The sequence below is a fragment of the Paraburkholderia sp. BL23I1N1 genome (assembly GCF_003610295.1).
Taxonomy (GTDB): Bacteria; Pseudomonadota; Gammaproteobacteria; order Burkholderiales; family Burkholderiaceae; genus Paraburkholderia.
The window spans coordinates 1-26,648 of record NZ_RAPV01000004.1; the positions used below are offsets into that span (position 1 = coordinate 1).

Below are 26,648 nucleotides of genomic sequence, written 5' to 3' on the forward strand. Positions count from 1 at the left end.
ACCATCAGCTCGAACATCTCATCGAGCAGCACAAAAGGCTCTGCGAAATGCTGAAATGCATTGCGATGAAGCCGGCCCGCGTTTTCCTTCACGTCCAGCATTCATCTGCGTCATCCGCGTAGGCTTGTGTCCCTCGGGAATACGGAACTCCCTCGGCACGATGTCCCGCCTGCGCCGGGACTCCACGTTTTCAGTTCATCGGAATAGAAGATGGGGTAAATGAATACGCCACCGTCTGGATAACCCGCACGAAACATGGGAATTTCCTTCAGACCCGTCACCGGTGTATGGTCCGCGGTCATCTCCCAGCACAGCGCGATCCGGCGCGTCGACAGGCTTTCCTGCACACCGGCCACGGTCGCGGCCGGAACGATTTCCTCCTTGCGCCACGGGGCCTCGAACACCGTCACCGGATACGGCAGCCGCAGCAACTCAAGGTGCGTTTCACGGACGTTCTCGGTATCGATCAGCTCGGCGCAGTTTGGCAGCAGAAACTTGGGTGCTGTCGCAAGCATCTGGATCACGGTTTCCAGGCGCCCGGCCGTAACGGTGAGTCCGCGTGAGCGGGCCGCCTTCATCGTCTCTTTCAGGTCCTCGATGGCGTGAGTGCAGTAATTAACCGGCGTGATAGCGTCCGACATGGCGAGAGGTAGTAGTGAAGAACGGATATATTGTGCCGCACCCTCGCCGGTGCAGAAGCGAAGTGTCAAACTTTACCCATATTGAATTCACGAATGCCCTTCGTGTCCCGCAGCGCGATAGCGGCCCGGTTCAGGTCACTTCTCAGCTGCTCAGCGTCACGTATCCCAGGCAAACGCCATTGTGGGTTGTTCGAGTCGCTGCTCAACACAATCACTGTCCCGATGCCGAACAGTCGCTGCCACCACGGATGCAGTGACGTCACGTCCTGAATGCGAAAAAGCTCGAGGCTCTGCACCCGGCGGCTGAGGATGCCTTCCCGCACTGTGATGCGTGCCGTGTCGATGATGATCTCGGTGAAAGCAGTGCGCAGATACGGGACGGCCACACCGGCTCCGGTCAGGAACAGCGCAAGCGCCGGGACAAACCACGGCACCGGCCAGCGCATCATCGTGTACACATACGCCCCCAATAACGATGCCCGCAGCAACGAAGCCCTTGATGAAGGCAGGCAGGTTGATGACCTGCGAAGGCGTGCCACTGAAGATCACCCCCTGAACAAGCTCAGGAAGCACGTTACGGTCAATCGGAACAGGCTGATTCATTTCTTCCATCCTCTCAGGTATGACATTTAGCGATTGATGTCGGGTGCATCCGGGTCAGCGGGCGGTATTGCGTCCGGGTCCGGGTTGATCGTGTCGTCCGGGACGGGCGCCGGCGGATTGCGCACGGCATCGCGCAACTCGTCGCGCTCCCTCGCTTCGCGCTCACGCTGCGCTGCCCGACGTTCGATCGCCTCGGCATCAAGCTCCGCGAGCCGCACCCGCCGGATGCTCTCCAGTTCGGGTTGCTCGAACACGATACGCATGCGTGTATCGGCCGCAACGCGCGCCGCGGCCGCCTGGAAATCCTCGGGTCCGGACAGCGACAGCGTGCCGCCGAATTTCTGCTGCGCGAAGCGCAACGCTACCTCAATCGCCTCGCGCCCGCTATCCCACAGCCGCAACGTGCGGCCCTCGTCGACGAGGAACGTCGCCCCGTTCTTCCGGTAGTCGACCTCGCCACTGGCCCTTACCTCGTATGTAATCGCCGGGCCCGCGTAAATGATCTCGTTGCGCTCGTTTGCAGTCGGTCGCGTCGCATGCGATGCCGCGCTGACCGTGACTGCGCGCTCGTCGCCGGCGCGCTTCTCCCATAGACGGATCTGTTGCATCCGTCGCAGCTCACGCAGCGCCCGTTCGTCGCCTTCCTGCGCGCGCTCCTGCAGGAAATCGCGATACTGGTCCGTCAGTGGCCGACTGGCGACGCCCTTCAGCGCCTCCCGTTCTTTCGCGATCTGCACACGCAGCACGGCCTCTGCCTCAAGGCGTGCAACGCGTGCCGCAGACAGCTGCTCGCGACGCTGACCGCTGGACAGGTCCATGCGATCGCCGAGCGCGCTACGCGCACTATAGAACGCCGACCTGATCGTCTTTCGCCGCTCGTTTTCCTGAGCGGCCTGCGCATCCCACGCGTGGCGAAGCTGGGTCCGGTAGACAGATCGCCACTGCTGGAAGTCGCCCCATAGATCCCGCTCGGGCGTGCGCCGTGACGCGTGTTCCGGATCGTGTCCGGTCTGCGCCCGATACGTCTCGCGCAGCAGCTGCGCGGCCTCCTCCCATGACAGGTTCATCTCCTTCGTCAGAAAATCCGACACGCTCAGATTGCGTGAGCCGGCCCGGATCCTGTCGCCGCCATCCGCGCCCTTGCCGATCGAATACTTTTCGACGATGAGGCCATGCGAGTGAGCGAGCGCGGCCAGCAGCCGACCCGCGTCGAGTGTTGCGCGGATCTCGGCGAACTCGTCCCGCTCCCGGGCCTGTCGCACGCTTCGCCCCTCGGACAGGTCGCGCGCGAGCTGGTCGCGAACGGTATCCGCTGCTCGTCCCGTCGACGCGCGGGCACGCGCATTGAAATCGCTCATCGCAGTCTTCGGCATCGGCGCATCAGATGCGCGGACCTCGAACGGTAATGATTCGATCGCATCGAACGATTGCACATCGGCGAGGCTCCGAATTTGTTCCCGCAGCCCGAACCCGCCAGGCAGCCGGCCGCCGCTCAGAGCAAACGGCTCCCGCGAGCCGAACGGTCCGCCGGCCCACATGAATTTCCCGGCACCGGTGCGCGTGAGGCGCGATCGCTCAGCTGCGTCTGCCCGGTCCCATGCGACAAACATGCGATCCACTATCGCTTTCCATTCGGGCTCGTCGGCCGATCTCTCAACGTCATTGGACTCGCCCGACCATCGCCAGCGATCACCGGTCCCGCCGTAACGGCGACCGCCATCAAACTCGCCATCGGCTCCTTGGCGCCACCGTGACCGCAGCACCGGATTGTCTAGCTGTTCTCTTCCCGCTCGCTCGCGATCGCCAGACCATCGCAATGCGTCAATTCGTTCGGCTTGCTGGTTTCCCAGCTCCAGTAATGCATCAGCCGGCAGAAGCACTTGACGTCGCGCGGCGTCGCCATCCACACCGCGGCCGGACACGCCATGCACACGGTAGGCGGATTGGGACGGCGCGCCGGATCGATCGAAGCGAGCGTCAAGGTCGTGATCCGCTCCGGCTCGCCATCGCCGTGTGATTTCGTGGTGCGCGCGCTCGAGCTCGCGCCACCATTGCTGCGCCTGCCCTGCCCCTTCCGGTTCTCGTCCGGCGCCGCGTGCTCGTGCCCGCTCCGGTGCCCGCTCTCCTGCTCCGGCGGTTCCCAGTCGCCTCCAATCTCGCCAGTCGCCGGATCGATCGTGGGGTCGTCGTGTGTGCTCATTGAGCCCTCCTGTTGCGTCGTAGAACCGCTGTTCGCGGTGGTCGAGAATGCGTCGCTGCTCGTCTGGCGACGCGGCCTGATACGTCTTGTAAAAGCTGCTACCGCTGTTCAGATACTTGATTTCGCGCGCGCGTGTGTCGTGCCAAGCGCCGAGCACATCTAGATAGATCGGTGGCGTGTCGCGCGGCACGCCAGGCTCGACATACTGGGCATGCACATTCGATTCGAGCGCCTCACGCTTGGCCGTAGCATCGAGCTCGATGAACTCGCGCGAAAACACGAACTCCTTGAGGTTGACACCCTTCGCCGCGCCCGCCGGCTTGACGTTTTCGTACTCCGACTCCCGGCCGGCGTTGCGTGTACGTGTCTCGCCGTACTCCGTCAGCAATACCCGGAAGTCGTCGTACCGCGTCACATCACGGGTCATCACCGCCTCGAGGATCGAGGCCTTCAGCTCGCGGTTCGCCCCTTCGAACACGTCGCCCTTGTACCGGCTGATCATTTCGGACGCGTCGGTGAACTGCACCCGCCGGTTGTCCTTCGGGCTCGCGAGCCCGTATTTCGCGTTGATGTGCTCCTGGAACGCGTCAACGAAGCGCGTGTTCTGGTCCACCTTCCCGAACGGATCAAGCCGCCGGCCTGTCACAAGATTTATCTCGGGAATCACCACGTGCACGTGTACCTTGCGCTCGACTGGCTCGCCCGTCTTGCGGTCCGCATAACTCTTGATACGCGGCACGTGAGCTTCGGCGTAGAAGTTGTACTCATCGCGGCGATACGCGGCAAACGCGAACGCCTCGAACTCCCGAACAATCTCACCTAAGAGCTCACGCGATACCTGGTCTTCCTTGAACGACATCGTGACATTCAGGTAGCGCTCGGCGTCCGTGTCGATCGACTGGATGATGTCGTTCGTCAGATCGAGATCGCCGGCGAGTATCACGCGCTCGTCCATCTCGTCGCGCTCCATCTCGCGACCCTGCTTCTGGCCTTTCTCCAGATACGCCTTGATGCCGTCGTGGTAGCCGCGTACGCGTATGAGCACGTCTTACCCCTTCGCCTGACGGTCGGCGAGCCAGCACTCTGCACCTTCGATGCGCAAAAGCAGCGTGCTACGCACGATCGACGGCAAAACATGACGTGCCGCCTCGACAGACGCCCGCGCGTCATCACAGTCTGTCTGTGTCAGCCTTCGCGAACCCTCAAGGTTCCGATCGAAGTGCAGCTTCGTCTCCAGTTCGATGACGGCCATGATCGCCGCCTCTTTCAAGGCCATTCTTATCGGCATCAGTCAACCTTCGTCAGGGTGGCCTTGAGGTATTGCCCGATCAGTTGCAGTTGCGTGAGCAGCTGCTCGTAGGTCGCCTCCGAAAGCGCCCCGCGGACATGCTCCGAATTCGCACGGTGGGCAATCTGGTTCAGGTTGTTGCTGGTCTTGTTGAAGATGTAGAGCAGCCGCCTGCGGTCCCCGCTGGCCACCGGCCGCGCGATCACCTGCGTACGGTTGGTGAGCACCGCCTGACGGAAAAATTCCGATTGGGTCATCCCGCTTTGTGCCACCTTGGCGAGGTACGCCGCGCGATCCGTCTCCGACAGCCGGAACGCGATCGGCTTGCCCAGCCCTGCCCCGTCACCGTTCTTTTTGCGAGGCATCACCAGAGCCCTGTCGAGCGGCCACCATCGATTCCGGCGCCGACCATCGAAAACGAATCACCGTCGTCGATCGGATGCGCGCGAAACTCATATTCCGGCCAGCGCAACTCACACGCGCGCAGCGCGCGCATCGCCTGGTCACCCGTCATCGGCTGCGTATAACCCGCCCACGGCAGATAGCGCGGCTCGCTGCCGTGCTCATCGGCACGCGCGCCAACCACAAGCTGGATCACCCATTCGCTGTTCGGAATCATCGCCGGACCTCCATGATGTTGATCGCGTATTCAATACGCATACCAGGCAGTGCTTAACGTCGGCGGCGGAGCTACCGACGCAGTAGACGCGGGCAATAGTTCGCGTCGGGGTTTCTAAGGGGCTCGGCCCCTTAGGCACACTATATTTTACGGAACGCGTAGCGTTGCGTAAACATATACGTCGTGCCTCGCCGCACTACCGGAACGTCTCCGCACGGCTCAAGTATCACACACTTGCTCCACCAATACCCCTTCCCACCCCTCTTTTATCCCGCTTGCATGACGCAATACCCCTTTGATATGGCAACATTACCCCATACCAGAACCCAGCCGCTCTTCCCATGCCCAATATCGACACCGCGCGAGCCGTGGCCCTGCTCTCGCCCGAGCACGACACGCCCGCTAACCGACCCGAGGCTGCACGCCTCGCTGAACTGATCGACCATATCGAGGCGGCAATCGCTCGGGGCGTCTCTCGCGAAGAAGTGCTCGCACGCCTCCACGAAAGCGGCTTTACCATGAGCCTGCGCACTTTCGACAAGGCGCTTTACCGTATTCGCAAGCGGCTCGGCAAACCCCAGCGCCGAACCACACCGCCCCGTCAGTCGGCCCCTGCGACACCAGGACCCCGCGTTCCGGATGACAGCGGCAAGGCCACGACCGAAACCCTCTCCAGTGGTCGCATCATCAAAACTACTGAGCAGTTGCGACGGGAAAATCCCACCATGCCCGGCACGCAGATCAGCAAGCTCTACGCGCAGCAGTATGCCGATCCCGTCGTGACGTCCGAAGAACTTGAGGAAATGAAACGCAAATACAATCCCCCGCTGCTCAAGCGCTGAACCGCATCGCCCCGCCGCGCTGCGCCGGGTCGGGCCACTCCCCATGCATCCTGCATGGGTCCCCGTGGCCCTCGATCCGGGCGCGCGGCGCGCGCGAACACGCGAGCGGTCCGTCAGGGCAGATCGGGCTTGCAGGAAGGGGGCTTCAGGCTTTTACGCGCCGGGCCGATAACCCGGTTAGCTGGCTGATCGTAGGTCTGTCGGCGTGTGTTGTTCACGGAGCCGGGCCGTTCCGGTCAGGCTCCCTTTTTTCGCGGACGTCAAAAAGCCGCCAGGACTTTCACCCTGACGGCTTCGTGTTACGTCATCTGCATGACTGCTCAGGCGTGCTCGGCTTCATCCTCGGTCGCTTCGCTGGTTACGTCGGCCTCCGTCTCGTCGTCGGTGCCGCCCTCCCCGTCATCCTCCGCATCGTCCTCCGCATGGTCGTAACCATAGACGCGGTGCTCGGGCACGTCCCGGTTGCGCAGCACTTCCGGCAGCCAGCCCGACTCCGACAGGCGAAGCTCGGCAGCAGCAGCCGCATCGCCCTTCTTCATGCCCCGCAGGTCCGCTGCGGCCTCCGGCGAGACCGCTTCGCTTACCACGTCCTCGATGCGCGCCTTCGACACATGGTCGAAGTAGCTCGACCGTGTGGGCTGCCAGTAATACGCCAGATCGACATTCAGCACGTCCGCCGGTGCATTGATCGGGTGGGCGCGGTCGGCTCCGCTGATGCCGTCGAGCGTGGCCGCCACGCAGAACGCAAACAGGTTTGAGGTTACGTCCGCGTCCTGTTGCAGCAGCCAGGCGAGCAACTGGTCGGTACGCTTCGGCAGCATCCGCGCCCACTTCGCGCGCTCGCCTTCGAGCGCCTTCCACGCGACGCTCTCCGCCATGTCGTCGGCATTCGACACCAGCGCATCGCGCGAGGTATGCACGTCGATCCGGATCGCGTGGTCCGCATACTGACGCCCGTAGATGTCATCGAACACGACCGGGATCAGGCGCACCATCAGCACGGCCAGCGCCGCGTTCGGCTGCCTGATGAGTTCCGCCTGAACGGCTGCGGTGCGATGTGCGGTGAGCCGTCGGCACAGTTTCTCGCCGTGCAGCGGCTTGTCCTTGGGCGGCTTCCCCCGGCCAGCGGTCGCGTTGACAGCACGCACGTCACCGCCTGGCGCGACCGGCGTATCGTCAGGCCGGACCAGGCCGCGCTCGATGTTCACCTGGCCGTCCTCATCGAGGTAGACGAACGCACCCGCCTGTTTCATGTCGTCCGCGTCGAACGATTCGAACCGCTCGCCGTACTGGTCCACCGCGTAGGCCGCTGCCGTGACTGCCGCATCCAGCCGCTCGTACCGGGCTTCGTCCTCCTCGCCGTCCTCGTCGTAGTAGGCGTCGAGTTCGGCCTGTGCCGCATCCCGCACAGCAACGAGCGCCGCAAGCTCGGTCTTTTCCAGTTTCGTCGGTTTGCGCGAGGTCGAAGGCAGACGGCCATAGCGCATCATTTCCATCACGTCGCCGCGCGTCCGGGTCTCTACAAAAAGCCACCCCTCCGCAGCAACCGCCTGGGATAGCTCGATGAGCCGGTCGGTGGCGAGCCGGTGCAGCAGGTCCGGGTCCGCGATGTAACCGGCGTTCTGGTCGTCGCTGAACAGATCCCGCCTCACGTAGCCCCCAGCCGCCTCATAGGCGTCCAGCCCGACGAACTTCGCGAGCGCATTGTCGCGCGCATCGAGTTCGGTCTGCGTGATCGCTGCGCGAAGTTCCGACGGGCGTCGTTGCCATGCGTTAGGGGCCTCGTTCCACACCCTCTCCTGCGTCGCGTGATCGTCGGCGAGCGCCAGCACTTTCGCCTGTTCATAGTCGAGGGCGTCCTCGCGCATCAGGTCAAGGAGTGCGGGCGCGAGGTTCGCGATTTTCAGCACCCGGCGTACGGCGACTTCCGGCATCCTGAAAAGAGAGGCAATGTGCGCCGGACTTTTTCCTTCCTCGGCAAGTAGCCGGAAAGCAAGCGCCTCGTCGGGCAGGCACATGTCCTCTCTTTCCCGGTTCTCGATCAGCGACGCGGCCACCGCCTCGCCTTCGCTAACGATCAGTACCGGCACCTGGTAGTCCTTCGTAATCCGCCCCTGCGCAAACAGCAGGTCGAGCGCCGCAAGCCGTCGCTGACCGGCGCACACACCGAGCTTGGGCTGTTTGCTGCGGCCCTTCACCTCGTGCGTTACCAGGTTTTGCAAAATGCCTTTCTCCGCGAGCGTCTCGGCCAGTGCTTCGATACCGGTTGGCGCTTTCTTGCGCACGTTCAGCGGCGAAAGAATCAGCCGCGAATAGGCCACGTATTCAATCGTTGTGCGTTCAACCTTCTGTTTAGAGATCGTCTGCATCAGAGTTTCCTCCGGTTATGTGTCCAGCCGGATTGCTTGGACAACACCCTCATTTTAGGACTATACGTCCCATCATGCAAGCTTGATCTAGGCATTAATTTGCAAACCAGTCTTGTTTTGTAGGTCCATATGTCCTATTATTGAATCGTTGTCCAAGCAATCCGGCTGGACACGTACCCGGAGATATCCGATGACCACTGAAACCCAAAACCGTATTGCGTCTGCCGTCGTTCCCGACGAACTGCGCCTGAATGTCCTGCCCCGCTTCCTTGGCCGCCACTACCTGACCGGCGAATCGCTGGTGTATGACTGGGCCGCGCGCCTGTGCCGCACCTACCAGGGCGGCCTGTGGCACTTCTTCACACTGTCCAATGGCGGCTTCTACATGGCTCCCGCCGATTCGGCGCGCGTGCATGTGCGCTGGCACCTGAACGGGTACAGCGACATGATGGGCGCGGATGCCTTCGGCATCGTCACCACGCTCTTCGCGCTCTGCCACCTCGCGGAAAATACGCTCGACGACACCGTCATCGGGCGCTATCACCAGTCGCGTGAGTTCGCCACGCAGCACATGGAAGCCGCCAACATCCTTCGCGCCATCGACTGATAGCCCGGACCCGGCCCGCGTTGCGACCCGGGCCGGGTCAAGCCGGAGACATTCACATGGATACGCTGAACACCCGTCCGACCTGGCTGACCGCCCTGCTGCCCCTGCTCGCCGTCTGGCAGTATGGAGACCGAAGCATCGTGCGCGGCGAACTGTACCGCATGGCCCTGTCGGCTGACGCCGCCGCACATTCCGCCGAGGCACTGAAGCGCATCGCGGACATGCTCGACCGCGATGGCCACGCAATCGACATGCATCGGGATGAGCTTCGCGCGATTGCCCGCTCGGCGCTGGCCACCTTCGAGCGGCTGCCGCCCTGTGCGCCCGTTGCGATGGCCAACGAACACCAGGGCCACCTGCAATGAGGGCGGTCAGGAAACGTGGCTCCGAACTGGCCAGCGGCGATGTGCTGCGCACCTGGTACGGTGACCACACCATTCTCGACGTCCTGCCTTACACCGGCCCGTTCGACTTCCCCTGTGGCATCGCGCACATGCCCTGCGCCGACATGACGATCGATCGCAACGGCCTGTATGAGGTGCTGCTACCCGACTGACAATCCAGTGCCCGCGCGAGGTCTGCGCGGGCCAGCGAGGTTCCCATGACTGACACCTTGACCATTGCCGAAATCGAACAGGCAATCAATTACTGGTGTGCCCGGCAGGCACCCGGCGAAAACGGCGCACTGTGCGGACAGGCGCGCCCGCTGGCTGACGTGTACGGCCTGATGATCTACGAGCGTGCAACGGCGATCGCCGTGTCCCGGCTCACGCCCGAACAGCGGGATGCGATCCGCACCGCGCTGTATCAGCGCGAGTTGCCCCTGTGAGGGCGCGGCCTGCCATCCGGGGCGGCCTTCGAGGGCCGCCTCTTGGCGCATGTGCGCCGCCCGCTCATGGGTCGAACCGCGCGACAGGTCCAGGCAAACCCTCCCTTCTGCAAGCCGGAACCGCGATAATCACGGACGTCACGCGCGCGCCGCGCGCCCGGATCGAGGCGCCTGGGGACCCGCGTCGCAGGCGTGGGGTGCGCGCCGGCGCGCCGCGAATCGCGGCGGGACGATCCGGCACAGGCCGCTGAGGACCACCGGTCGGGGTCCTCAAGCGCCCGCAGGGCGCGTGAAATCCCCGCGGCGCAGCCGTGGGGACTGGAATTGTTTTTTGGCCGTCTGCCGTCGCGGCGTGGCGGCTTAACTGAAGGATCAAATGTGAGCCGAGATCAACAAACACCTATTCGGCCCGAGTGCCTGCGCCCCGCTGATGATTTCTGGGTTCAGCCAACGGGTGAGGAAGTCCGCGAAGTACTCAGACGCGCGAGCCTGACGGGCGCACAGGCGGCACGGCTGCTGGGCATGAAGGGCGCGACGGGTCGCGGTATCCGCCGCTATACCGGTGGGGACGCACCCATTCCCTATCCCAGCTGGGCGATCCTGTGCGACGTCGCGGGTCTGGGGAAAATCTGGGGCGAGCCGGCGATGGTCGGCAGCGAAGAGGAAGAGGACGTCCGTGGTGGCGAAACCGTGGAATGGTCCGAAGCGAAGGCGGCCGAATTCGTCCAGACATTGCAGCGCGAAGAAGCGGCGAAGGCGTTCCTGACGCTCTGGCGGCAGCGATGCAATGTCGAAGATCACGTGCAGGTGGTCCGCGATGTGATCAGCGGCACAACCGCACTGAGCGATGCCGCGCTGACCGAATGTCGCAACGGCCTGATGCGGTTGCGGCAGGCGGCTCACGCGCTCGCGCAGTTGGCCAGCAGCCGTACCTGGTCCAGGGAGACAGACCCGGTCATCGGTCTTGTTGTGCAGCGGTATGCAGACCTCGCGGACGAGGCAGAAGAAAGTGTCCGGACCATCCTGAAATGGGCAGAAATGCCTGCCCGAACCGGGCGTGAACCACTGGATTGAGTGAGCATGACCAACGTAACGAACATTGATAATTCCACCCTTGCACAGATCCTCGGCAAGGCTCGTGATGCTGCCGCCGCCGGCGAACCAGGCGGCATGTCAACTGGCGAAGCTCTTGCGGTCGCGCTCGTGCTGAACCGGCCGGATTGGCTCGCTGCAATGAACTTCACGATTGCGGAAGCCATCGAGCGCATCGGCCCGGAGTGGGCACAGCTCGTTCCAGCGGCTGCACGACAGTTCACGCGCGACAGCGAAGAAGCTGCCTATGCTGCGGTAGAGAAGGCAAGGAATGCAAAGCTTGAACAGTTCACGACGCAGCAGGCGACCGATGAAGACATGGAATTCGCCGCACGCATCGTTACGTGCGGCGACGCCCCCGGCTATCGCGATGTGTATTTGACGCTCGATCTCGAGCCGATCGACGAATCGCCCAAACCGCCCACGCGCGCGCGCATCAGCTTCGGTCCCGAAGACGGCGAAAAGGTGGTTCGGTACATCAAGAACGTCCATCGCTTTGCATGGGATCGGAGCGCGGGCCGCCCGATCGACGCCGCGTCCGACGAGCAGCGGCCCGACTGGATCGACTGACCGGACTGCGGACGACCGCGCGGATCCCGGATCCTGGAGGCCAACTACGCGAGCCCGCCGGCGTCACCAGCGCATGCGACCAGCAGGCCGGCCGCATCCAGCGCGCCGAAATCGCACCGCGGTCAGGGCGCGGGGGCGCGGGCTTTGCCGTCGACCCGCAATGTACGGCTGTCTGGTGTAACGTCGTATTCGACCGTTTGCACGGGAGTGACGGCACCATAAGAAATACCGTTCAGGTAGACGGTACCTTCCTTCAGTTCGATTGTGTCGCCCCCGACCCGCGCGGTTCCCTGTTCGCCCTTCAAAACTGCACCAGCGCAACCTCGAGCTGAAAAACTGCGGACTGTTGTTGTCGGCTTCGGCGGGTTTCCCTGCTGGTCGGGGAGGAAAAACTGCGGGACAACCGGGCCATTTGTGTTCGCGGCAGCTGCCGCGCTACATGGCTGCGCCTCCTGGCTGCCGGCGCCATGTGCGGTTCCGAAACAGGTAACGCATCCGGCCAGCACGGCAATCGTCTGTGGCAATAGCCTGTTCATACTGATCTCCGTTTATGACGTGCGTCCCTTGAACTTCCATCGAAAAACAGGACGTCGGGAGGGATGTCCTGTTCACGTTTACGTCCCATCGCCGTTGCTTGCGTGCCTTTCGGACCGGTTGTCGGCGCCGCGCACTATGCGGCGACCACGCAGTTGCGGCCCTGGTGCTTGGCCCGGTACAGGCGCTCGTCCGCGGTGCGCAGCAGCGCATCAATGGTCTGGCCGTCGCGGCCGAACTCCGAGACACCGACACTCACGGTGACGGCGACCGACCCGCTGGTACCGGTGTCGAACGGTTCGCCCGCGACCGAAGCACGCAGCCGCTCGCCGATCGTCCGTGCGGTATCGAGCGCGGCCTGCGGCAGCAGCACCATGAATTCCTCGCCTCCCACCCGCGCGACGCCGTCATACGGCCGGATCGCCTCCATGCACTTGCGCACGAAGCGCTGCAGCACCTGGTCACCCGCCTGGTGACCGTAACTGTCGTTGATCGACTTGAAATGATCGAGGTCCAGGGCGAGCAGCGAGAACGGCGCGCCGTGGCGTTTCGCCCGGGCAATTTCCGCTTCGACGCTCTGGATGAACTGGCGCCGGTTCGCGACGCCCGTCAACGGATCGGTGGCCGCCATGTGCTCGAGCTTTTCATTGGTTCGCTGCAACTCCTGCAGCGCCCGTTCGGTACGCTCCACGGCCTCCCGCAGGTGATCGGCGAGCGCCGGTGAGACGCTGATCATCGCGAGCCGCACGAGTTCGTCGCGCATGTCGCGCAGATACCGTTCGAGGAACTCGGCTGTCGCGGCCTGTGGGGACGACTCCGGGTCGGAGTAGAGGCGCGCGATCGTCTGGAGTGGCACACCCTGCACGCGCGCGCAACGCCACAAAGTCGGTCCGCGTGAAGGTGCGGGGAGCGTGCCGGGTCAGCTGCTGCGGCTGGTTAGCCACGGTCGGGCTCAGTGATAGTCATCTTCGCGCTGGTGTCGCACCGCCAGGATGCTGACGTACCGCACAGGCTGATCCTGCTCATCTGCGCCCTCCTGCGCGCCCTCGATCTCGAACAGCGCGACATAGCCCGAATCCCCGAATGAAATAACCAGCTCGCGCAGGAACGGGTTGGCCTCGTCCACCTTGCGGCACGTGAACGGAAAATCACGCAGCACATCAATTGCACTGCGGATGGCCTCGAGCGCGCGTTCGGCCGCGGCGACATCGCGCCTGACCAGAAAGCCGTACAGCCGTTTCAGGTCGTCGCGGGCGGCGGCAGCGTAGCGGACCCGGAAGCTCACTGCGCATGCCTCGCGGCCTCGAGCATCCCCTGCAGTTCGGCGTGAACCTCGTCTGCGTCGATCCAGTCGTTGTCACGGCGCGCCCGCTCGCGGGCGTCGAGTCCTCGCGCGACGAATTCGCGCTGCAGACGCCGGCGCGCGACGCTTTCGCGCAACGCGGCTTCCATGAATGCTGACAGCGACTCATTTTCATGCAGCTCGGCCTCGGCGGCCTGCCGCAACTCGGGGTCGACCCGCAGGGGCGGCATGGTGGCAGTTTTCATCAGGCGCTCCGTGTATCGCAGATGTAATGCACATGGTAGCACGCCCGCACAGGCGGCGCACACGGGCGCCATCCGCTGATCAAAATCAGGCGTTAACCCTTAACACAGGTGTCGCGCAGGCAGGTTTCCGGTATTTCCGTCCATTAACCCTTCCCTGCTAATGGCAGTTGTCAGACAAGGGCGCCGCCCGCCTCCGCTGCCTGCCCGCTGGCCGCCCCACATTAGGATCCTCGCGTCACGCCCTGTCACGCTCGGTTCTAACAACACAAGGGCGGCAACCAGCGAGGCATGGCCGGCCGGTTGGTTAATCACACGTCATCGTCCGCTTGCCAACGCCACACGAGATGCTTGTCACGATCCCTTTGCAGCCGCGCGCCGCAATAACCGAGGGTCGGTCAACCACTCATCGCGCGCTCCAACCACGACGAGCGCGAAGTCCGGATGATGGGGATTGAGCAAATAATTGGATTCCGCAGGAACGACCGCACTGGGCACAGCCAACACTGCGCTGGTTCGCTTCTGCTGCCACGCCGATCCAATCTGCTGCAGTTCGGCCCGCGCTGAAATGTCCCGCCAGTCGCGAGGCAAACTGGCGGGATCGATACGTTCGACGATTTTCTCGGGGAAGCGGGCCGGGATCATCACATAGCGGGCACGCAGCGGTGAATCCTGGACCAACATCTCGAGCAGCGCGAGCGATTGCGTCTGCGCCGCATATACCATCGCGACGCCCTTGGGATTCCACCGGCCACCGTACAATCGCGCTCCTTCGCCAGAAAAAGCGGTATCCGCATATCGTTCAGTCACCACCCGCCATGCAGTGAACATCACGCAAACACGCCATGCTCGATGCGTCCCAGCGTATCCATCACGCTATCCGTGCCAATGTCGGTATCAACAAGACTCAGTGGCGTGGCGTCTTCCAGGGCAGCAACCGGCGTCTTAAGCCAGGCCAGTGCCAGGTCGAGATTGTCGAATACCTCAGCAGCGCGCGCGGCGACACGCGCGAGTCGCAGCAGCTTGGCTGACTCCTCACGGCTCAACACGCCTTCCCGCTTCCGACGCGCCAAGGTACGCTCCGGGATATCGAGCGCCTGCGCCAGTTCTGCTTGCGAAAGGCCGATAGACTTGAGCATCGCGTCCAGCGCCCGCGACGAAATGCCGTGGCGGACCACGTCCACCCATTCAAGGCCGGATCGGGGAGAACGCGGAAATACCGACCGTCCTCCCAGCAATGAATCGGCGGATACCTTCTCGATGACGTTCACGGTTTCACCTCCTGCCATTTGGCACCTATTTTATACCAAAATGGCAGGACCGGTAGTTGCTGCGACGACATTGTCGGTCTAGACCGGACTGTCGGCTACTTTCAGCAGCGAAAGATCGCGCTTAATACCCTTTGGAGGAGATCGACGACACGCCTAGGCACCGCCCCGACGAAAAGGTGCGCTCGTTGTCAGGAATCCGGAGACCTCGGCGTATGGGAGCGGAGGAAGGCTGAGGCGGGCGATGCACAACGAGCGGTAGCGGCCGGTCTCGACCAGCGTAGCCACGTGGCCTTCTAGTTGCTGCCCCACGTCTGCACCGGTCATGGCGCCCTCCTCGCAAATTTCCATAACCGGGCTTGATGCAGTTATCAAGCCCTTAAAAACTGAAGCGCAAGGCGGTTTCGCCAGATTTACCCATGCCTTGCCGGCCATCACTGGTGCCACGCTGGACCGGGGGAGGAAGGATAGCGCGGAGGCTGTCGTTGCGGCACAGCCACGCTCCCGTCGGTTTTTCTGCCGGTCAGGCGCGCGCTCGGGCTGCCTTGGGTTTGTTGCGCAGGTACACGAAATGGTAGAAGGCGAAGGAAAGGTCCGCGTGGTTAAGCACGTCTGCTTCGCCAATGGTCGCTACGTCGAACTTGAGACGCTTGATGGCCAGCTTGCCAGAAGGAGACGCAATGTACGCGCGCATGAAGTCTTTCCTTGCCCGTGCGTCCGCCTGGTTGAAAGCTTCGCGACCAGCGCTGACCTCATCGGCCAATCGCAGCTTGGCTTCTTCCTCACGAGCTGCACTGTTCGCTTCAACGGCTATTCTCGTCGTCGCTCTGGCAGTTACCTCGGCCTGCTCTTCCGTGGCTTTCTGGGCCAGTACCGTTTTCATCCGGCGCTCAGCCTCTGAAAGCTTGTAGCCCTCAGTGATGGCCTTCATCAGATAGCCCGCAGGACTCTTTGTCACCTTCGCGTCATCAATCTTTGCGCGAGTGTATTCGATTGCATCAAGGATGCGTTCATCGGACCAGATGGCGCGGTTCTGCGAGATGACACTGAACTGCTTTTCGGTGAAGGCGAATTCGTTTTTTAACGTGGTGTAGGTTTCCTTCAACCCAATCAAGCTCGCACGGACGGTATCGGCCCCTTCTTTCCTGGAAAGCCTGAAACGTATCCGGTCAATCTTCTTGGACTTCGGGCTTTCGGTGCGCGTCTCGTAGCTGAGCTCGATGTCAGAGACTTCGTTGATTTGCTTTACCGCAGGCTCGAGACTGTCCCGCTTGAAATACTTGAAGACTGTTGCGCTGGAGCCTGCTTTGCCGGGCCAGTTTCGGATCACATCGAGTTCAAACCAATCCGTGATGCCGTCCGTCACATACGCAATGATGTGGTCATAGATTGCACGTGCGTAAGTAAGAGTGAAGGCCGACGTGATGCGAAGGCTCAACCAGTGCGACTTTTCTGGATCCTTGATGTGGCGGATGAGCGGTTGCGGGACTTCAAACGTTATGCGTCCCTTGTCGATACCGACAATGCCGAGCAGTTGCACGGATACCCATTTTTCGTTTTCAGGTGCGGTGCTACCCTGCGGGGCCGCGGTCACCTGGATGAGTGCCTTCTGTGCTTCGGATACGACTGATCTCAGATGCTTGTAATTGTAGCTGTCGTAACGCATGAGCCACCTGAAATAGCTCAGCTCGACGTCGTAATATTTTGGTGTGGTCGGCTCCTGCGCCACGATGAAGTGCGCTGCATCAAGCAGGCGACGCGCCGTGACCCCGACGTCAGTGACATCAACGAAAACGTTGTTCCGCTGATAGCCGATTTCCTTAGTTGACTTATGGATCGGCGTGTCGGTTGCCAACATCTCCTCAAACAGTTCGAGCGACATCTGGCGCGATGTTGCGCTTGTCGATACGGCGGTTGACATCGTGGCCCTCATTCTTGGTTGTTAGCCACGGAAAACTCTAGCACGCGTAGGTGAGATGTCAAAACAAAAAGGCTCACCGTGAAACTACTGTTTCAACAATTCGGCTCACCCACCTTCGCAACCCGATCGGTCAAAGAATAGGACTATCAAGGCGTCGCCAAGATGCACTGTCCGACAACACGCCCGATGCGTTTGTTTGGTGTTTTAAAAATCTTAGAAAAACAAACCCACCAACTTACAAGGCCAATCAACCTCAAACAAAAACAATGAGTTAGCCCCGCAAAGGTGAGTCATTTTGTTCCGGAAGTGAGCTCTTTTGTAGAAAAAGGTGAACGAAATTCCTCTACGAGAGTGAAGTGTTTACCCGTTCAGGGTGAGACTTCATGTGGCCGTGGACACGATGGTGAGATGAATTGTTGACGCCTTTCGAACTGCCGCCAAAGCCGTATGCGGCAGGGGTTTCCTCCGGCGTCGGTGAGGGTTTTTGTTGGCGATGGTGAGCAAATTTGTATGGGCCAGCGCCACCCACGGTTGGAACAAAGCAGAAAAGCGTTATGGCCTCGGTAGTTAGGTAGTGCCCAAAGAACACGCACGAATTCGCCGGCACGATGGTGAGGAGAATTGTGACGGGCTGCCAGGTTGCACTCCCGTGGGGGATGGTGAGAGGTTTTGTTGGACCACTGTCGACGCTGCTCATCATGGCGAGCCGGGAGGGGCGGGCAACGCGAGCGATGACGATGAGGAATATTGGGAGGCGTGCTGTTCTACGCGGTGGTTACTGCAAGACGGATCGCGCCCGTTTCAAATTGAATCGCTCCTCTCTTCTCGATATTCAACAAAACTTCTCACCCACCTTCGTGACGCTGAGCCTTCACTGGTCAACAATTTCCTTCACCATGATCTTTCAAAAATGCATCTACAAAAACATGTTTGACGCGTCGACGAGTCGATTCATTCCACATTATGAAATAAACGCGAGTTTTTGGTTACGAAATGCCCACTTAACGTCGATTTCTAAGTAATGAGGTTAAGTCACCGGGCACATTTTTGCATTTTTCTAGTATTCTACGCTTCGTATCGATTTCGGGCTAAACCTTAAAAACCATGTCCAAAGCAGAATTCCCGGCAATTACGCGAAGAGTGACCTTGGGTGAACTTGCGGGTTTCGCGGAGACGCTTAATACGCTCACGGAAGACTTGCGTAACAGTATCCTGACGCCGAAACCGCGAAAATCGGCTCCCTCATTTACTACGGCGGAGGTCGCCGAACTTTGCGGAATGGACCGCACGAAGATTCATTACCAGGCCACAAGGGAAGGGAGCACCCTGCCAGCGGGTGAGGCATCGGGTACCGGTCGTAGTCGCCATTTCACACTGGCGGAGGCACGGACGTACGTGCAGCAGTTATCTGAAATATATCAGTCGCCGCTGGTCACCGGGTCGCGCGGTGCGGACGGGAAGGTCATCCTCGTCGCCAACTTCAAAGGCGGTTCGACCAAAACGACGACATCAATGTGTCTTGCGCAGGGATTGTCGCTCCGCGGTCGGCGGGTGCTCGCCATCGACTTGGACCCACAGGCATCACTTTCCGAGCTTTGCGGCCTGTATGCAGAGAAGGAGGTTGATGAGGATTCGACCGTTTTGCCCTTCATCTATGACCAGACGATCGAAGGCGGGCTGTCATCATTCATCAAGCAGACCTACTGGGACGGTCTGGACGTCATCGCAGCCCACCCTTCCTTGTTCAGTGCGGAGTTCTACATCCCGTCGATGCTCAAGGCTAAGCCCAGCTTCCAATTCTGGGCAATCCTCCGGGAAGGTCTCGCGTCGCTACGCAGCAAGTACGACTACATCATCCTCGACACGGCGCCTTCATTGTCCTACCTGACGCTCAATGCGTTGATGGCTGCGGATTCGATGGTCATGCCGCTGGTTCCGGAAAGCCTCGACTTCATTAGTTCTGTGTCTTTCTGGGGGCTATTCTCCGACATCGCCGGTAACTTCATGGAGAGGGAGGCCAATAAGGCCTACGATTTTATTTCGATCATCCTTTCAAAGGTCGATAACAGCCCGACTTCGTCGGCTTCTGTGGTTCGTCCATGGACTCAACGGGCCTATGGCGACTGGCTTACGACAACCGAAATTCCGGCAAGCTCGGCAATGAGTAGCGGCGCGCTTGCATTGTCGACGGTGTTTGACCTGAGCAAGAAGGACGCAAGTTCGAAAACTGTCGAGCGGGTTCGTCAGCCGCTCAGGGAATACTGCAAGTGGATTGACGATATGTACGTCGAACAGTGGAGACTCGGCAAATGAATATCCGTGCTCGAATGGCTGAGCAGACTGCCAATCTGCGCGCTGCTTCAGATATCCCGAAAGACGAAGTTACAGCCTCTAGGCAAACGAACGATAAGCCGAAGACCGGACCGGGGATGGCTGCTGCCCTGGCTGCGGCCAATATCAAGATTCAGGAACTGGAAGCGCGCGGCGCGCAATCAGTGCTACCTGTGTCAGAGATAGTGCCGAACCCTTGGCAGCCTCGGAGGGTTTTCAACGAGGCGAAGCTAGCTGAACTCGCAGAGTCGATTCGCGAGGTCGGGCTGTTACAACCGATCGTTGTTCGCCGAGCGGAGTCTGCTTATCAGATTGTTGCGGGCGAGCGGCGTTGGCGCTCACACAAGCTGGTGGGACTAGAGGAAATCAAAGTCCTCGTCGTTAATTGCACGGACCAGGATATGGCGGTGCTGGCTCTGGTGGAAAACATCGGTCGAGATGACTTGGCCGACTATGAGATTTCCATCTCTATTCGCCGTACCGAAAAGGAATTTCCGAATCGCACTCGTTTGGCCGAAGCTGTCGGCATGAGCCGTCGAGGACTGTACAGATACCTAGCATTCGACACCCTACCCGCGTTCATCACAAGCGACCTCGATATCAATCCGACGCTCATTGGTGGCAATGCCGCCGACGCGATCGCGAACGTCATCAAGAAGCATGGTGAGAAAGCGGTGGCCGCTGCCCGCGAACTTTGGCCGGAGGTCGTATCGGGAAACCTGGATCAAGGTAAATACGCGCCGGCGATCGCTGCCCTGGTCGGCCGTCGCGTATCTAGCAAGACGGCTCGCGAGCGCTCAATTGAGAAGTTTTTTGCGGGAAAGAATCACGCAGGCAGCATTACCAAGGACGTGAACAGCTTCACCGTAAAAATCAAAACGGGCGTCCTGTCAGATGCACAGGAGACCCGCATCCGCCAAGTCATAAGCGAGTTGTTTAACGGCGCGCCTCTTGAATGAGGCATGGCCAATAGGTCCGGAGCCCGCCTCGATGCGGGCTTTTTTCGACTGCAAGTTTCCGTGTGTTATATAGCCGCCGGTGTACGCGATGCCGATGTGCGTTCGCCCGCGTGGTGTCTCGGATGGCCGGCGCAGATCCCGTCTATCCGAGGCGCAGGCTGGCGAACGGGAGTGTGCTACTAGGCACACTTTTCGGACGAGCCCCGCTTCCAAGGCGACTCGACCTGAGACAACTGAATAGCCGTAATCCCTTGGGTCACACGGTCAGCGTTAGCTGCTCCGTTCGCCCCATTAGCGGCGGGTGGCGGAAGAGTGTGCTACTAGGCACACTCTTCCGGTCGAGGCCCTGCCTGCGAGGCGCCCGAGTCGGCTGCCTCGCCGGAACGCTCCGCGGCCGTTTGCCCCTGATCGGTGTTGGGATCCGAGCGCTTTTCGGGACGGACGATGGCGTCTACCGCGAATGCCGATTGGATTTGCAGTAAGTGACAGTGCAGGCCACTTGTGCCGCATATTGGGCCGAAATACCGGAATAACCCGCAGTGGCTGCTCCAGCGTCTTGACTCCCGCAGCGGACAGGATGAGCGAACGGCCTCTCGCCGAGACCAACAACGAACAGTTCCTGAACCGCCGGATCGATTTTGTCGCCGCAGAGCCCGGCGACGTCTTGAAGAGAGCGTGCAAACTTAGGAGGCTCTAGGGAGAGCGGCTCGCGGTGCCGGGAGCCCCATCGGTTTCATGTGGGGTACGCTGACTTGTATGGCAGCGGTGGGAGCAAACCATGCGGTTGATCATCGAAGCAAGGCTGGCCGATTGGTCGTGAACATCGTCGCCGGGCGAGAGACGTTCACGGACGGTTCCCGGACGTTGATGCCTATGTACACAAGGAAGTCACCTAGGCTGCAGCGCGCCGATCAGTTCGTGAGTCGAAACGGTATGGCGAGCGATGAACGCGTGGCCGTGATCAGCGAGGACGCTGGTGAATTTGAGCAGGCCATCCAGGGCAGCAAGCTGGCTCGCGGCCGGATCCTCGACTAGTTCCACATAGAGATGAAGTTTCAGGCGGCACACCGGGCCGTGTTCGGCAGCAAGATGATCGCCGCACTGGAACGGGAGTCGGTGGGAGCTGAAATCAACCGCGCCAGTTGGTTCGTCTGGAATCGCAAGGGTCTGCCGATCAGCAGCAGCATCGCCGAATCCGCGGTGAACCAGGTCGTCAGCCACCGCATCGGCAGGAAGCGACAGATGCACTGGACTGACTAAGAGGCTCACAGTATGGCGCAGGTCAGGCTCGTGGTTTTGAACGGCGAATTCTCGCCCCGCCGCATCTTGGCGCTCGAGATAGCCGCCTCGCATCACGACAAATGCATCGAGGTAGCATCGCTAGGCCGGCACCTACCAAAGAACAGAACGGACCATACAACCCCTGCCGCCAGCCCGTGCGACCTGACTCTCCCCAACTTTTACACGCTCTCCAGTGCGCCGCGTTTCTACCTGCTCTCGCGGCGCTTCAGCCCGGCGCCGGAACTCCCGGGACAGGATGCGCGACATGACAAAGGAATGCACTGCCGCAACCACGTAGAAAAGGGGGTGTGGAGATTGGAAGCGGAACGCCTTGCCTGCGTCAGGGCGCAGAGTTGAAAATCGCCCGTTAGTTCGCATGATGGAGTTGTAGCGAGGCTCCGGTTTAAATCAGTGCGCGGATCACCAGGGACAAATCGGCGTCGACAATCGTAAGCGTACTTTGAGTACGTCAGGTCCGGGTCCTGCACCATTTTCCAATGGCCTTCTTCGGAAGGCCATTTCATATGGGCGCAACGACCTACTTCGATGAACGCGGCGCACCGCTACCAGCGCGGCAGCTCCAGCCACTTCTCCACGCTAGCCGCAGCCATCATCCCGGACGATGCCGAGCCGGTGCTGAACCGCGTGGTGCGGGGTTTGTACAAACGTCGCGGCCGCTTGACTCGGAATGAACTCAAGTCGGTCCATCTGTCGGTCGCAGAACGACTGGGATTTGCCGCCGAATTGGCGAAGCTCCGCGGCAGGCGGCCTGATATCGAATTCATCACGAACACGGTGCGGAAAGAAAACGCCGACGCCGCGTTCCTCCCGCATCGGAACGGCCTCCCACTACAACTACATGTTCAAGCTGCGGCTCCTCGATGAGATGGCTGCCCTCGAGTCAGTATGTTTCATTCCGGACGCCCGGGTCTCCCTGAAAGTCGAGCACAAGGATCCGCTGTACGACTATCTGTGCATGGAACTGGCCACCCACGGCCCTGAGACGGTCTTGCACACCATGCCGTTTCAGCGCGGGGATAGCCTCGGCTTCAATTCGTCGGATCTGGTGGTGGACATTGCCCTAGCGCACCACGAGCACCGCAATGGCGAGGCCTGCCGGGCACCGTCGCCGTTCGATCCGGCAAAAGCCCTCTGTTTCTGAAGAGACGGCGTCGTGGCGGTACCGGGCGCGCGGCGTACATTCCTAGGCCTTGTCGCAGGATGGCTTGCGCTTGAATACACCGCTAATGCCGTATATATGAACAGTACTGTTTATATATACAGTTATTGAGGGCGGTATGGAACACCGGGTACGCGTGCGGAACGAATCGGACCGGCGCACGCTCGCGTGGCTGCGCGAGCGGACGAGCGACGCGGCTTTGGCCACGACGGCGCAGGCCTGCATGACGCCGGGGCAGCTGGGCAAGGCGTACGTCTCGCAGCTGTGCCGGCGGCTCGGGCTGCGGCCGCCGTGGCAAGTGCGGGAGGCCGCCACCGGTGCCGCCGCGCATAGCGAGGTCGGCGACCGTCATTTGGCGGCGATCCGCCAGATCCTCGCGCGGCCGCAGGTGGAGACGCGCCGGCCCGCCGGATGACAGGAGCGGGGCACGGGCGCTGGCATAGCGTCGGGGCCCGGTCGGGCGCCAGCGGAGCCGTTTTGCCGCCGCTGTGCTTGTCTGCAATTGGAACTGGCAGGCAGATCCGGCAAAGCGGTGAAACCGCGACTATCATGTAAATGTAGTCCGTGCTCACGGTATGGGCCAAACCGGAGCAGCGGCGGGGCTGGCGGGCAACCTAGCCGCCCGTCGTGGCTCCGCCACACTCACGAAGCGGTCCGCGCGGGTATGTCCAGCGGGCCGTTTTTTGCGCCTGCGATTAATGCCGCTAACTCCGGTTAGCGGCGTTGGCGTGCGAGGGTGGTCGCCAGAGCCAGTTTCAGCGGTTCGTCGTCGACGTACTGGTTGACGGCCCGCGCGTCGGCGTGCCCCTTGTTGTCCGTGCCGGGCGGGCGTCCAGGCCGCTTTTCATCCCCTCGGCGAGGCCCTTGGCGTAACTGTGCGGGAGCCAGTAGGTCGACGCCTGTTCCAGGCGGGCGGCGGCCGTTGCCCGGGCCGCCGCGTGGGCGTAGTCCGCTGTTTCGCGGGAGAGGCCAGGCCGGTCACCAGCTGCCAGATGGCCGTGCGGCTGCGCACGCCTTTCCACTGACCCCAGCGCGTGCGCCGCGCTGACAGCACGAGCGGCAGGCCGAACGCGAGCCGGTACGCCAGCAGCGGCAGCGCGAGCGCGTCGCACGGCACCGAGTGGATCTCGCCACCCTTGCCGCGTCCGCGGATTGCCCGCGGCACCGGCGCCTGCCGGAACCCTATATATCCGGAGAACTCGCCTAGCGTCCACGCCGAGATCGACAGATTGACCTGCCGGGCGTACCAGAACAGCCGCTCAGCCTCAATCTGGTACTGGGCGAGCGTGGCCGGCGCGAGCCGCCTGCGGCCGGTCACCTTGGCCTTCCCAGCGGCCGACGATTGGCTCGTCCGCGAGCCCGGGCAGCAGGATCGGGCTGACCAGCCGGTTCGACACCAGGGCGGACGGCCGCGGGCCAGCCACGTCGGGCAAGGAGTGGGCGTTCATCGGGCGACTGCCCGCGCGAGTTGAACCACGCACACGCTGACGGCCACCCGTCGATTCGAAGCGAAGTTCAGAAAGTACATTTTGGCTAGTTCGGATTCCGAAATAACTGCGTCGCGATAGCCGGACCTATGAAGCTTCACTCGTGAAACAGGCGGACAAACAGGCCGAACCTTGCAAGGCATTGTTTTACTGACCTTATTTATGTTCGCCGAAGAAATGTTTCACGAAAATCGGTCGACATCGGGATTGAGCCGGCTCCGTGGGCAGCAATTTGACGTGCGGGGAGTGATCCGCCTTGCTGCCTACGGGGGTTGTAGTGAACGATACGTTTTTTGTGATATTTTTCACGCTGGAAGTCGGAGGCGACAGCACGCACCCCCAACAGCGCAATGTTTGGCGGGGCGACTGCCGTCTTTGGGCCGTCTCAGCCAGCCACGACGGCACGCACGGTATCGACAGCCTGCGTTTTGTACCAGAACTTTAGCATTGCGTTGGGGGTTCGGGGCGGTTGGTCAACGAGGAGGAGTGGGCAGCATTGCACCGCCCCTATTAGCGCGAGCGCAAGGTCGATATCGAGCCCGTCGAACCAGCCGCGGTCACCTGACTTCAGCGGCGCTACGGGCGTTGGCGAGGGGCTATTTCTGCCGGTGACGTCAATGCGGTTCTTTTTTTGCCTTGGGTTGCCAGGGTTGCTCCTGCTGGTCGGGTCCACGTTGCGTCGGCGTCCTGGTACATGCGTCTGCTGTTACAGGAGGCAGGTCGTCGCAGCAGCATGCATAGACTGGGAACCCATACGCATTGGTGCGGACGATGGTTGTTGGCCCGTGCAGTTGGCACACCGCATTCATGGCGTCTCCTGGATTCTCACGCGCGGCGCCATGTCGGTTCGGGCACCGTCGCGTCCTCGCTGTGTGCAACAAGTCAGCTTGCGTCCGTGCCTGCAAACGGAACTATTGCACCGGCGAGAATGTGCGCAGAGGCATGTTCGAGCCGGCGTGAACAATATTGTCGATGCAGTCAGCACCGCGGGCGCGGTTTGACGTGCCGCCGCTGGACACAGTTCATAGTACGCCTTTGCCGGTACGAGGGAACATTATCGCGGTCCTCGCCCCAGCAACTGGTAGCAGCCGCCCGCCTGCAATCCCAGGAACGGAAGGGCGCGCAAAGTCGTCTGCGGCCAGTTCCATGTCCGCAGCAGGATAAAAAGAGCAACCTGCGTTGTTCGGCGAGCGCCTGGGTGCGCAGCTAAGGTCCCGGAAGGTCTTCGGGATCCGGCGTCACTGGCCCGCGGCTCGGGCCAGAAATCCGGCTGCAGCGCCGGGATCGTAGTCTCGCTCGCATCGGACCGATGGCAACAGCCAAAGCTGACCGATATTGAGGCGAGCCTGGATTGTCGCTGCAATAGTTGAAGAAGATGAACCGGCTGATGATAGGAGCCGGGTCGGAAATGCGGCGGGCGAAGCGCAGCAGAAAATTGGCGATCGGGAGCGGGGCGCCGTGCGTATTACGCAACTACCGGTCGATCGCGACCCGTCCGCCAAAGGCGGTGACCCTGAACCGCTCGCGGATCCGACAAACGGGGTCTTTAGGGCGGCCAACGGACAGATGCTGAACAACAAGCTGCCAGATACAGGGGAATCAAGACTATGGTCCGCGTAAGCGTTCGCGCGTTCGTCCTTGCATCGTTTGTATCAGGCTGGCCTCGAGCGGGACCCCTTTCGTCGACGACCATGTTCATGGTCACGAGGAGGGCGCGGAATGACAAAGGCGAATCATGCAGACGAGCACCGACTTCGATTCAATCGACATTGTCCAGCCACGCACGTGCCCATCGAATACCGGCCAGCTCCGCCTCTGCCCCGGTGTCAAATTGGCCGAATACGCCGGACGCTTCAACGACCCCGTTGTCTTTCTTGATGGTGCCGCTTGCGGCGTAGCGTTCGGGGTGCAGGATTTCCTTTTGCTGCAGAATGGCATGGCCCCACAGCATGTAGCCCTTATATTGCTCGCTTTGCATCAGCGCTCGACCTCGACCTCGACCTCTGCATGACGTCCACCTACGCGAAGGACATTGCCCTCAGGCGTGATCTGACGGGGAATGGCGTCTTAGCGTGGCTCTCCCGTGCGGTGCCCGACCGCGGCGGCTGATGCCTTTGGGCCGGGCGCAGCCGCAACGATGCGGTACTGCAACTGGCTACGCCCGGTGCGCATACTCGCGCGTCGATGCTTCGGTGCGTTGCGCACCGGTTGTACCCGCTGCGTGTCGCCTCGTGCCTCAGGCGGATTCCACACTCCACGTACCGGGCGCCGGCAAACGCCGGAAAAGCGATTGCCAGAAGGAACACGCCGTACCTGATTACCGTGGACATCCTTTCTCCGATTCCAAGACGCTGCCATCGGCCACGTAGTGCGTGCTCGCCCACGCAGGCCCACGGGGAACCGTTCCGATGTCCACCAATTTTCTCACGGCTGGATTACACGGCCGCGCTCCTGCGTCGCAATTCCCGTTCAGTCGCTACGG

27 protein-coding genes and 2 pseudogenes are annotated in these 26,648 nt (G+C 61.5%); 12 read left to right on the plus strand and 17 right to left on the minus strand.

What is annotated here, in order from left to right; translation table 11 throughout:
• Nucleotides 1-110: 110 nt before the first annotated feature.
• From B0G76_RS41150 to B0G76_RS41175, 6 genes are all read right to left on the minus strand, one after another.
• On the minus strand, nucleotides 111-641 hold the full coding sequence (locus B0G76_RS41150) for a hypothetical protein (RefSeq protein WP_120298456.1): 531 nt from the start codon (nucleotides 639-641) through the stop codon (nucleotides 111-113).
• Between the two features lie 65 nt (nucleotides 642-706).
• Nucleotides 707-1,090, minus strand: a complete 384-nt coding sequence (locus B0G76_RS41155; RefSeq protein ID WP_259461018.1) for a PH domain-containing protein — start codon at nucleotides 1,088-1,090, stop codon at nucleotides 707-709.
• A gap of 180 nt (nucleotides 1,091-1,270) precedes the next feature.
• Nucleotides 1,271-4,489 carry an LPD7 domain-containing protein gene (locus B0G76_RS41160; protein ID WP_120298457.1) on the minus strand — a complete coding sequence of 1,073 codons (3,219 nt, stop codon included), beginning with the start codon at nucleotides 4,487-4,489 and terminating at the stop codon, nucleotides 1,271-1,273.
• A gap of 3 nt (nucleotides 4,490-4,492) precedes the next feature.
• Nucleotides 4,493-4,696, minus strand: coding sequence for a hypothetical protein (locus tag B0G76_RS41165; protein ID WP_259460987.1), 204 nt, complete (start codon nucleotides 4,694-4,696; stop codon nucleotides 4,493-4,495).
• 35 nt (nucleotides 4,697-4,731) lie between these two features.
• Nucleotides 4,732-5,097 carry a plasmid mobilization protein gene (locus B0G76_RS41170; protein WP_120298459.1) on the minus strand — a complete coding sequence of 122 codons (366 nt, stop codon included), beginning with the start codon at nucleotides 5,095-5,097 and terminating at the stop codon, nucleotides 4,732-4,734.
• Nucleotides 5,097-5,351 carry a hypothetical protein gene (locus B0G76_RS41175; protein ID WP_120298460.1) on the minus strand — a complete coding sequence of 85 codons (255 nt, stop codon included), beginning with the start codon at nucleotides 5,349-5,351 and terminating at the stop codon, nucleotides 5,097-5,099. Before B0G76_RS41175 ends, B0G76_RS41170 begins: the two co-directional genes overlap by 1 nt.
• Before the next feature lie 341 nt (nucleotides 5,352-5,692).
• Here B0G76_RS41175 and B0G76_RS41180 point away from each other — a divergent pair, with 341 nt between their 5' ends.
• Nucleotides 5,693-6,193 carry a hypothetical protein gene (locus tag B0G76_RS41180; protein WP_120298461.1) on the plus strand — a complete coding sequence of 167 codons (501 nt, stop codon included), beginning with the start codon at nucleotides 5,693-5,695 and terminating at the stop codon, nucleotides 6,191-6,193.
• Nucleotides 6,194-6,513: 320 nt separating this feature from the next.
• Here the strand turns inward: B0G76_RS41180 and B0G76_RS41185 are convergent, their stop codons facing one another.
• Nucleotides 6,514-8,562, minus strand: coding sequence for a ParB/RepB/Spo0J family partition protein (locus B0G76_RS41185; RefSeq protein ID WP_120298462.1), 2,049 nt, complete (start codon nucleotides 8,560-8,562; stop codon nucleotides 6,514-6,516).
• A 190-nt stretch (nucleotides 8,563-8,752) separates the two neighbouring features.
• Here B0G76_RS41185 and B0G76_RS41190 point away from each other — a divergent pair, with 190 nt between their 5' ends.
• The 6 genes and pseudogenes from B0G76_RS41190 (at nucleotide 8,753) to B0G76_RS43420 (ending at nucleotide 11,660) form a co-directional block, all read left to right on the plus strand.
• A complete protein-coding gene (locus B0G76_RS41190) occupies nucleotides 8,753-9,169 on the plus strand; it encodes an antirestriction protein (protein ID WP_120298463.1) in 417 nt (138 codons plus the stop codon).
• A gap of 56 nt (nucleotides 9,170-9,225) precedes the next feature.
• On the plus strand, nucleotides 9,226-9,534 hold the full coding sequence (locus tag B0G76_RS41195; protein WP_120298464.1) for a hypothetical protein: 309 nt from the start codon (nucleotides 9,226-9,228) through the stop codon (nucleotides 9,532-9,534).
• Complete coding sequence (locus tag B0G76_RS41200) at nucleotides 9,531-9,725, plus strand: hypothetical protein (protein ID WP_120298465.1); 195 nt, start codon at nucleotides 9,531-9,533, stop codon at nucleotides 9,723-9,725. The genes B0G76_RS41195 and B0G76_RS41200 overlap by 4 nt, the downstream gene beginning before the upstream one ends.
• A gap of 45 nt (nucleotides 9,726-9,770) precedes the next feature.
• On the plus strand, nucleotides 9,771-9,998 hold the full coding sequence (locus B0G76_RS41205; RefSeq protein ID WP_120298466.1) for a DUF3717 domain-containing protein: 228 nt from the start codon (nucleotides 9,771-9,773) through the stop codon (nucleotides 9,996-9,998).
• Nucleotides 9,999-10,376: 378 nt separating this feature from the next.
• Nucleotides 10,377-10,637 (plus strand): annotated as a pseudogene (locus tag B0G76_RS41210) (XRE family transcriptional regulator); the annotation flags it as partial.
• 441 nt (nucleotides 10,638-11,078) lie between these two features.
• Entirely contained in the window at nucleotides 11,079-11,660 is a 582-nt protein-coding gene (locus tag B0G76_RS43420) for a hypothetical protein (protein ID WP_220700828.1), read from the plus strand.
• 122 nt (nucleotides 11,661-11,782) lie between these two features.
• On the opposite strand, the gene B0G76_RS41220 is transcribed toward B0G76_RS43420, so the two are convergent.
• The 7 genes and pseudogenes from B0G76_RS41220 to B0G76_RS41255 form a co-directional block, all read right to left on the minus strand.
• The gene (locus tag B0G76_RS41220; RefSeq protein WP_120298467.1) at nucleotides 11,783-12,196 is read right to left on the minus strand and encodes a sugar ABC transporter ATPase; all 414 of its coding nucleotides are present in this window, start codon (nucleotides 12,194-12,196) and stop codon (nucleotides 11,783-11,785) included.
• Between the two features lie 134 nt (nucleotides 12,197-12,330).
• Nucleotides 12,331-12,909: pseudogene (locus tag B0G76_RS41225) on the minus strand (GGDEF domain-containing protein); the annotation flags it as partial.
• A 237-nt stretch (nucleotides 12,910-13,146) separates the two neighbouring features.
• Nucleotides 13,147-13,479, minus strand: coding sequence for a type II toxin-antitoxin system RelE/ParE family toxin (locus tag B0G76_RS41230; RefSeq protein WP_120298468.1), 333 nt, complete (start codon nucleotides 13,477-13,479; stop codon nucleotides 13,147-13,149).
• On the minus strand, nucleotides 13,476-13,742 hold the full coding sequence (locus B0G76_RS41235) for a YlcI/YnfO family protein (protein ID WP_120298469.1): 267 nt from the start codon (nucleotides 13,740-13,742) through the stop codon (nucleotides 13,476-13,478). Before B0G76_RS41235 ends, B0G76_RS41230 begins: the two co-directional genes overlap by 4 nt.
• 351 nt (nucleotides 13,743-14,093) lie before the next feature.
• A complete protein-coding gene (locus B0G76_RS41240; protein WP_120298470.1) occupies nucleotides 14,094-14,570 on the minus strand; it encodes an RES family NAD+ phosphorylase in 477 nt (158 codons plus the stop codon).
• Entirely contained in the window at nucleotides 14,570-15,010 is a 441-nt protein-coding gene (locus B0G76_RS41245; RefSeq protein ID WP_183082332.1) for an antitoxin Xre-like helix-turn-helix domain-containing protein, read from the minus strand. The genes B0G76_RS41240 and B0G76_RS41245 overlap by 1 nt, the downstream gene beginning before the upstream one ends.
• Before the next feature lie 520 nt (nucleotides 15,011-15,530).
• The gene (locus B0G76_RS41255) at nucleotides 15,531-16,928 is read right to left on the minus strand and encodes a replication initiation protein (protein WP_259460988.1); all 1,398 of its coding nucleotides are present in this window, start codon (nucleotides 16,926-16,928) and stop codon (nucleotides 15,531-15,533) included.
• A gap of 1,104 nt (nucleotides 16,929-18,032) precedes the next feature.
• On the opposite strand from B0G76_RS41255, the gene B0G76_RS41265 reads away from it, so the two are divergent.
• Nucleotides 18,033-19,241, plus strand: a complete 1,209-nt coding sequence (locus tag B0G76_RS41265) for a ParA family protein (RefSeq protein ID WP_120298475.1) — start codon at nucleotides 18,033-18,035, stop codon at nucleotides 19,239-19,241.
• Nucleotides 19,238-20,218, plus strand: coding sequence for a ParB/RepB/Spo0J family partition protein (locus B0G76_RS41270; RefSeq protein WP_259460989.1), 981 nt, complete (start codon nucleotides 19,238-19,240; stop codon nucleotides 20,216-20,218). Before B0G76_RS41265 ends, B0G76_RS41270 begins: the two co-directional genes overlap by 4 nt.
• 888 nt (nucleotides 20,219-21,106) lie before the next feature.
• On the opposite strand, the gene B0G76_RS42680 is transcribed toward B0G76_RS41270, so the two are convergent.
• Nucleotides 21,107-21,571 (minus strand): hypothetical protein, encoded by a 465-nt coding sequence (locus B0G76_RS42680; protein ID WP_147394162.1) that lies wholly within the window; start codon nucleotides 21,569-21,571, stop codon nucleotides 21,107-21,109.
• A 474-nt stretch (nucleotides 21,572-22,045) separates the two neighbouring features.
• Between B0G76_RS42680 and B0G76_RS41295 the strand changes: the two genes are divergently transcribed.
• From B0G76_RS41295 to B0G76_RS41305, 3 genes are all read left to right on the plus strand, one after another.
• Entirely contained in the window at nucleotides 22,046-22,384 is a 339-nt protein-coding gene (locus B0G76_RS41295) for a hypothetical protein (RefSeq protein WP_120298480.1), read from the plus strand.
• Complete coding sequence (locus B0G76_RS41300) at nucleotides 22,359-22,661, plus strand: hypothetical protein (RefSeq protein ID WP_120298481.1); 303 nt, start codon at nucleotides 22,359-22,361, stop codon at nucleotides 22,659-22,661. The genes B0G76_RS41295 and B0G76_RS41300 overlap by 26 nt, the downstream gene beginning before the upstream one ends.
• 136 nt (nucleotides 22,662-22,797) lie before the next feature.
• Nucleotides 22,798-23,094: a hypothetical protein gene (locus B0G76_RS41305; RefSeq protein ID WP_120298482.1), complete on the plus strand. Its 297-nt coding sequence runs from the start codon at nucleotides 22,798-22,800 to the stop codon at nucleotides 23,092-23,094.
• A gap of 429 nt (nucleotides 23,095-23,523) precedes the next feature.
• Here the strand turns inward: B0G76_RS41305 and B0G76_RS41310 are convergent, their stop codons facing one another.
• Together B0G76_RS41310 and B0G76_RS41320 are read right to left on the minus strand one after the other, a co-directional pair.
• Complete coding sequence (locus B0G76_RS41310; RefSeq protein WP_120298483.1) at nucleotides 23,524-23,997, minus strand: hypothetical protein; 474 nt, start codon at nucleotides 23,995-23,997, stop codon at nucleotides 23,524-23,526.
• 1,928 nt (nucleotides 23,998-25,925) lie between these two features.
• A complete protein-coding gene (locus tag B0G76_RS41320) occupies nucleotides 25,926-26,144 on the minus strand; it encodes a hypothetical protein (RefSeq protein WP_120298485.1) in 219 nt (72 codons plus the stop codon).
• Nucleotides 26,145-26,648 lie beyond the last annotated feature (504 nt).

Excerpts from the sequence above, each read along its gene's own strand:
- B0G76_RS41150 (WP_120298456.1), bottom strand. The coding sequence starts at position 641 with ATGTCGGACGCTATCACGCCGGTTAATTACTGCACTCACGCCATCGAG.
- B0G76_RS41155 (WP_259461018.1), bottom strand. The coding sequence starts at position 1,090 with ATGATGCGCTGGCCGGTGCCGTGGTTTGTCCCGGCGCTTGCGCTGTTC.
- B0G76_RS41165 (WP_259460987.1), bottom strand. The coding sequence starts at position 4,696 with ATGGCCGTCATCGAACTGGAGACGAAGCTGCACTTCGATCGGAACCTT.
- B0G76_RS41170 (WP_120298459.1), bottom strand. The coding sequence starts at position 5,097 with ATGCCTCGCAAAAAGAACGGTGACGGGGCAGGGCTGGGCAAGCCGATC.
- B0G76_RS41175 (WP_120298460.1), bottom strand. The coding sequence starts at position 5,351 with ATGATTCCGAACAGCGAATGGGTGATCCAGCTTGTGGTTGGCGCGCGT.
- B0G76_RS41180 (WP_120298461.1), top strand. The coding sequence starts at position 5,693 with ATGCCCAATATCGACACCGCGCGAGCCGTGGCCCTGCTCTCGCCCGAG.
- B0G76_RS41185 (WP_120298462.1), bottom strand. The coding sequence starts at position 8,562 with ATGCAGACGATCTCTAAACAGAAGGTTGAACGCACAACGATTGAATAC.
- B0G76_RS41190 (WP_120298463.1), top strand. The coding sequence starts at position 8,753 with ATGACCACTGAAACCCAAAACCGTATTGCGTCTGCCGTCGTTCCCGAC.
- B0G76_RS41195 (WP_120298464.1), top strand. The coding sequence starts at position 9,226 with ATGGATACGCTGAACACCCGTCCGACCTGGCTGACCGCCCTGCTGCCC.
- B0G76_RS41200 (WP_120298465.1), top strand. The coding sequence starts at position 9,531 with ATGAGGGCGGTCAGGAAACGTGGCTCCGAACTGGCCAGCGGCGATGTG.
- B0G76_RS41205 (WP_120298466.1), top strand. The coding sequence starts at position 9,771 with ATGACTGACACCTTGACCATTGCCGAAATCGAACAGGCAATCAATTAC.
- B0G76_RS43420 (WP_220700828.1), top strand. The coding sequence starts at position 11,079 with ATGACCAACGTAACGAACATTGATAATTCCACCCTTGCACAGATCCTC.
- B0G76_RS41220 (WP_120298467.1), bottom strand. The coding sequence starts at position 12,196 with ATGAACAGGCTATTGCCACAGACGATTGCCGTGCTGGCCGGATGCGTT.
- B0G76_RS41235 (WP_120298469.1), bottom strand. The coding sequence starts at position 13,742 with ATGAAAACTGCCACCATGCCGCCCCTGCGGGTCGACCCCGAGTTGCGG.
- B0G76_RS41240 (WP_120298470.1), bottom strand. The coding sequence starts at position 14,570 with ATGTTCACTGCATGGCGGGTGGTGACTGAACGATATGCGGATACCGCT.
- B0G76_RS41255 (WP_259460988.1), bottom strand. The coding sequence starts at position 16,928 with ATGTCAACCGCCGTATCGACAAGCGCAACATCGCGCCAGATGTCGCTC.
- B0G76_RS41265 (WP_120298475.1), top strand. The coding sequence starts at position 18,033 with ATGTCCAAAGCAGAATTCCCGGCAATTACGCGAAGAGTGACCTTGGGT.
- B0G76_RS41270 (WP_259460989.1), top strand. The coding sequence starts at position 19,238 with ATGAATATCCGTGCTCGAATGGCTGAGCAGACTGCCAATCTGCGCGCT.
- B0G76_RS42680 (WP_147394162.1), bottom strand. The coding sequence starts at position 21,571 with ATGCGAGGCGGCTATCTCGAGCGCCAAGATGCGGCGGGGCGAGAATTC.
- B0G76_RS41295 (WP_120298480.1), top strand. The coding sequence starts at position 22,046 with ATGAACGCGGCGCACCGCTACCAGCGCGGCAGCTCCAGCCACTTCTCC.
- B0G76_RS41300 (WP_120298481.1), top strand. The coding sequence starts at position 22,359 with ATGTTCAAGCTGCGGCTCCTCGATGAGATGGCTGCCCTCGAGTCAGTA.
- B0G76_RS41305 (WP_120298482.1), top strand. The coding sequence starts at position 22,798 with ATGGAACACCGGGTACGCGTGCGGAACGAATCGGACCGGCGCACGCTC.
- B0G76_RS41320 (WP_120298485.1), bottom strand. The coding sequence starts at position 26,144 with ATGCAAAGCGAGCAATATAAGGGCTACATGCTGTGGGGCCATGCCATT.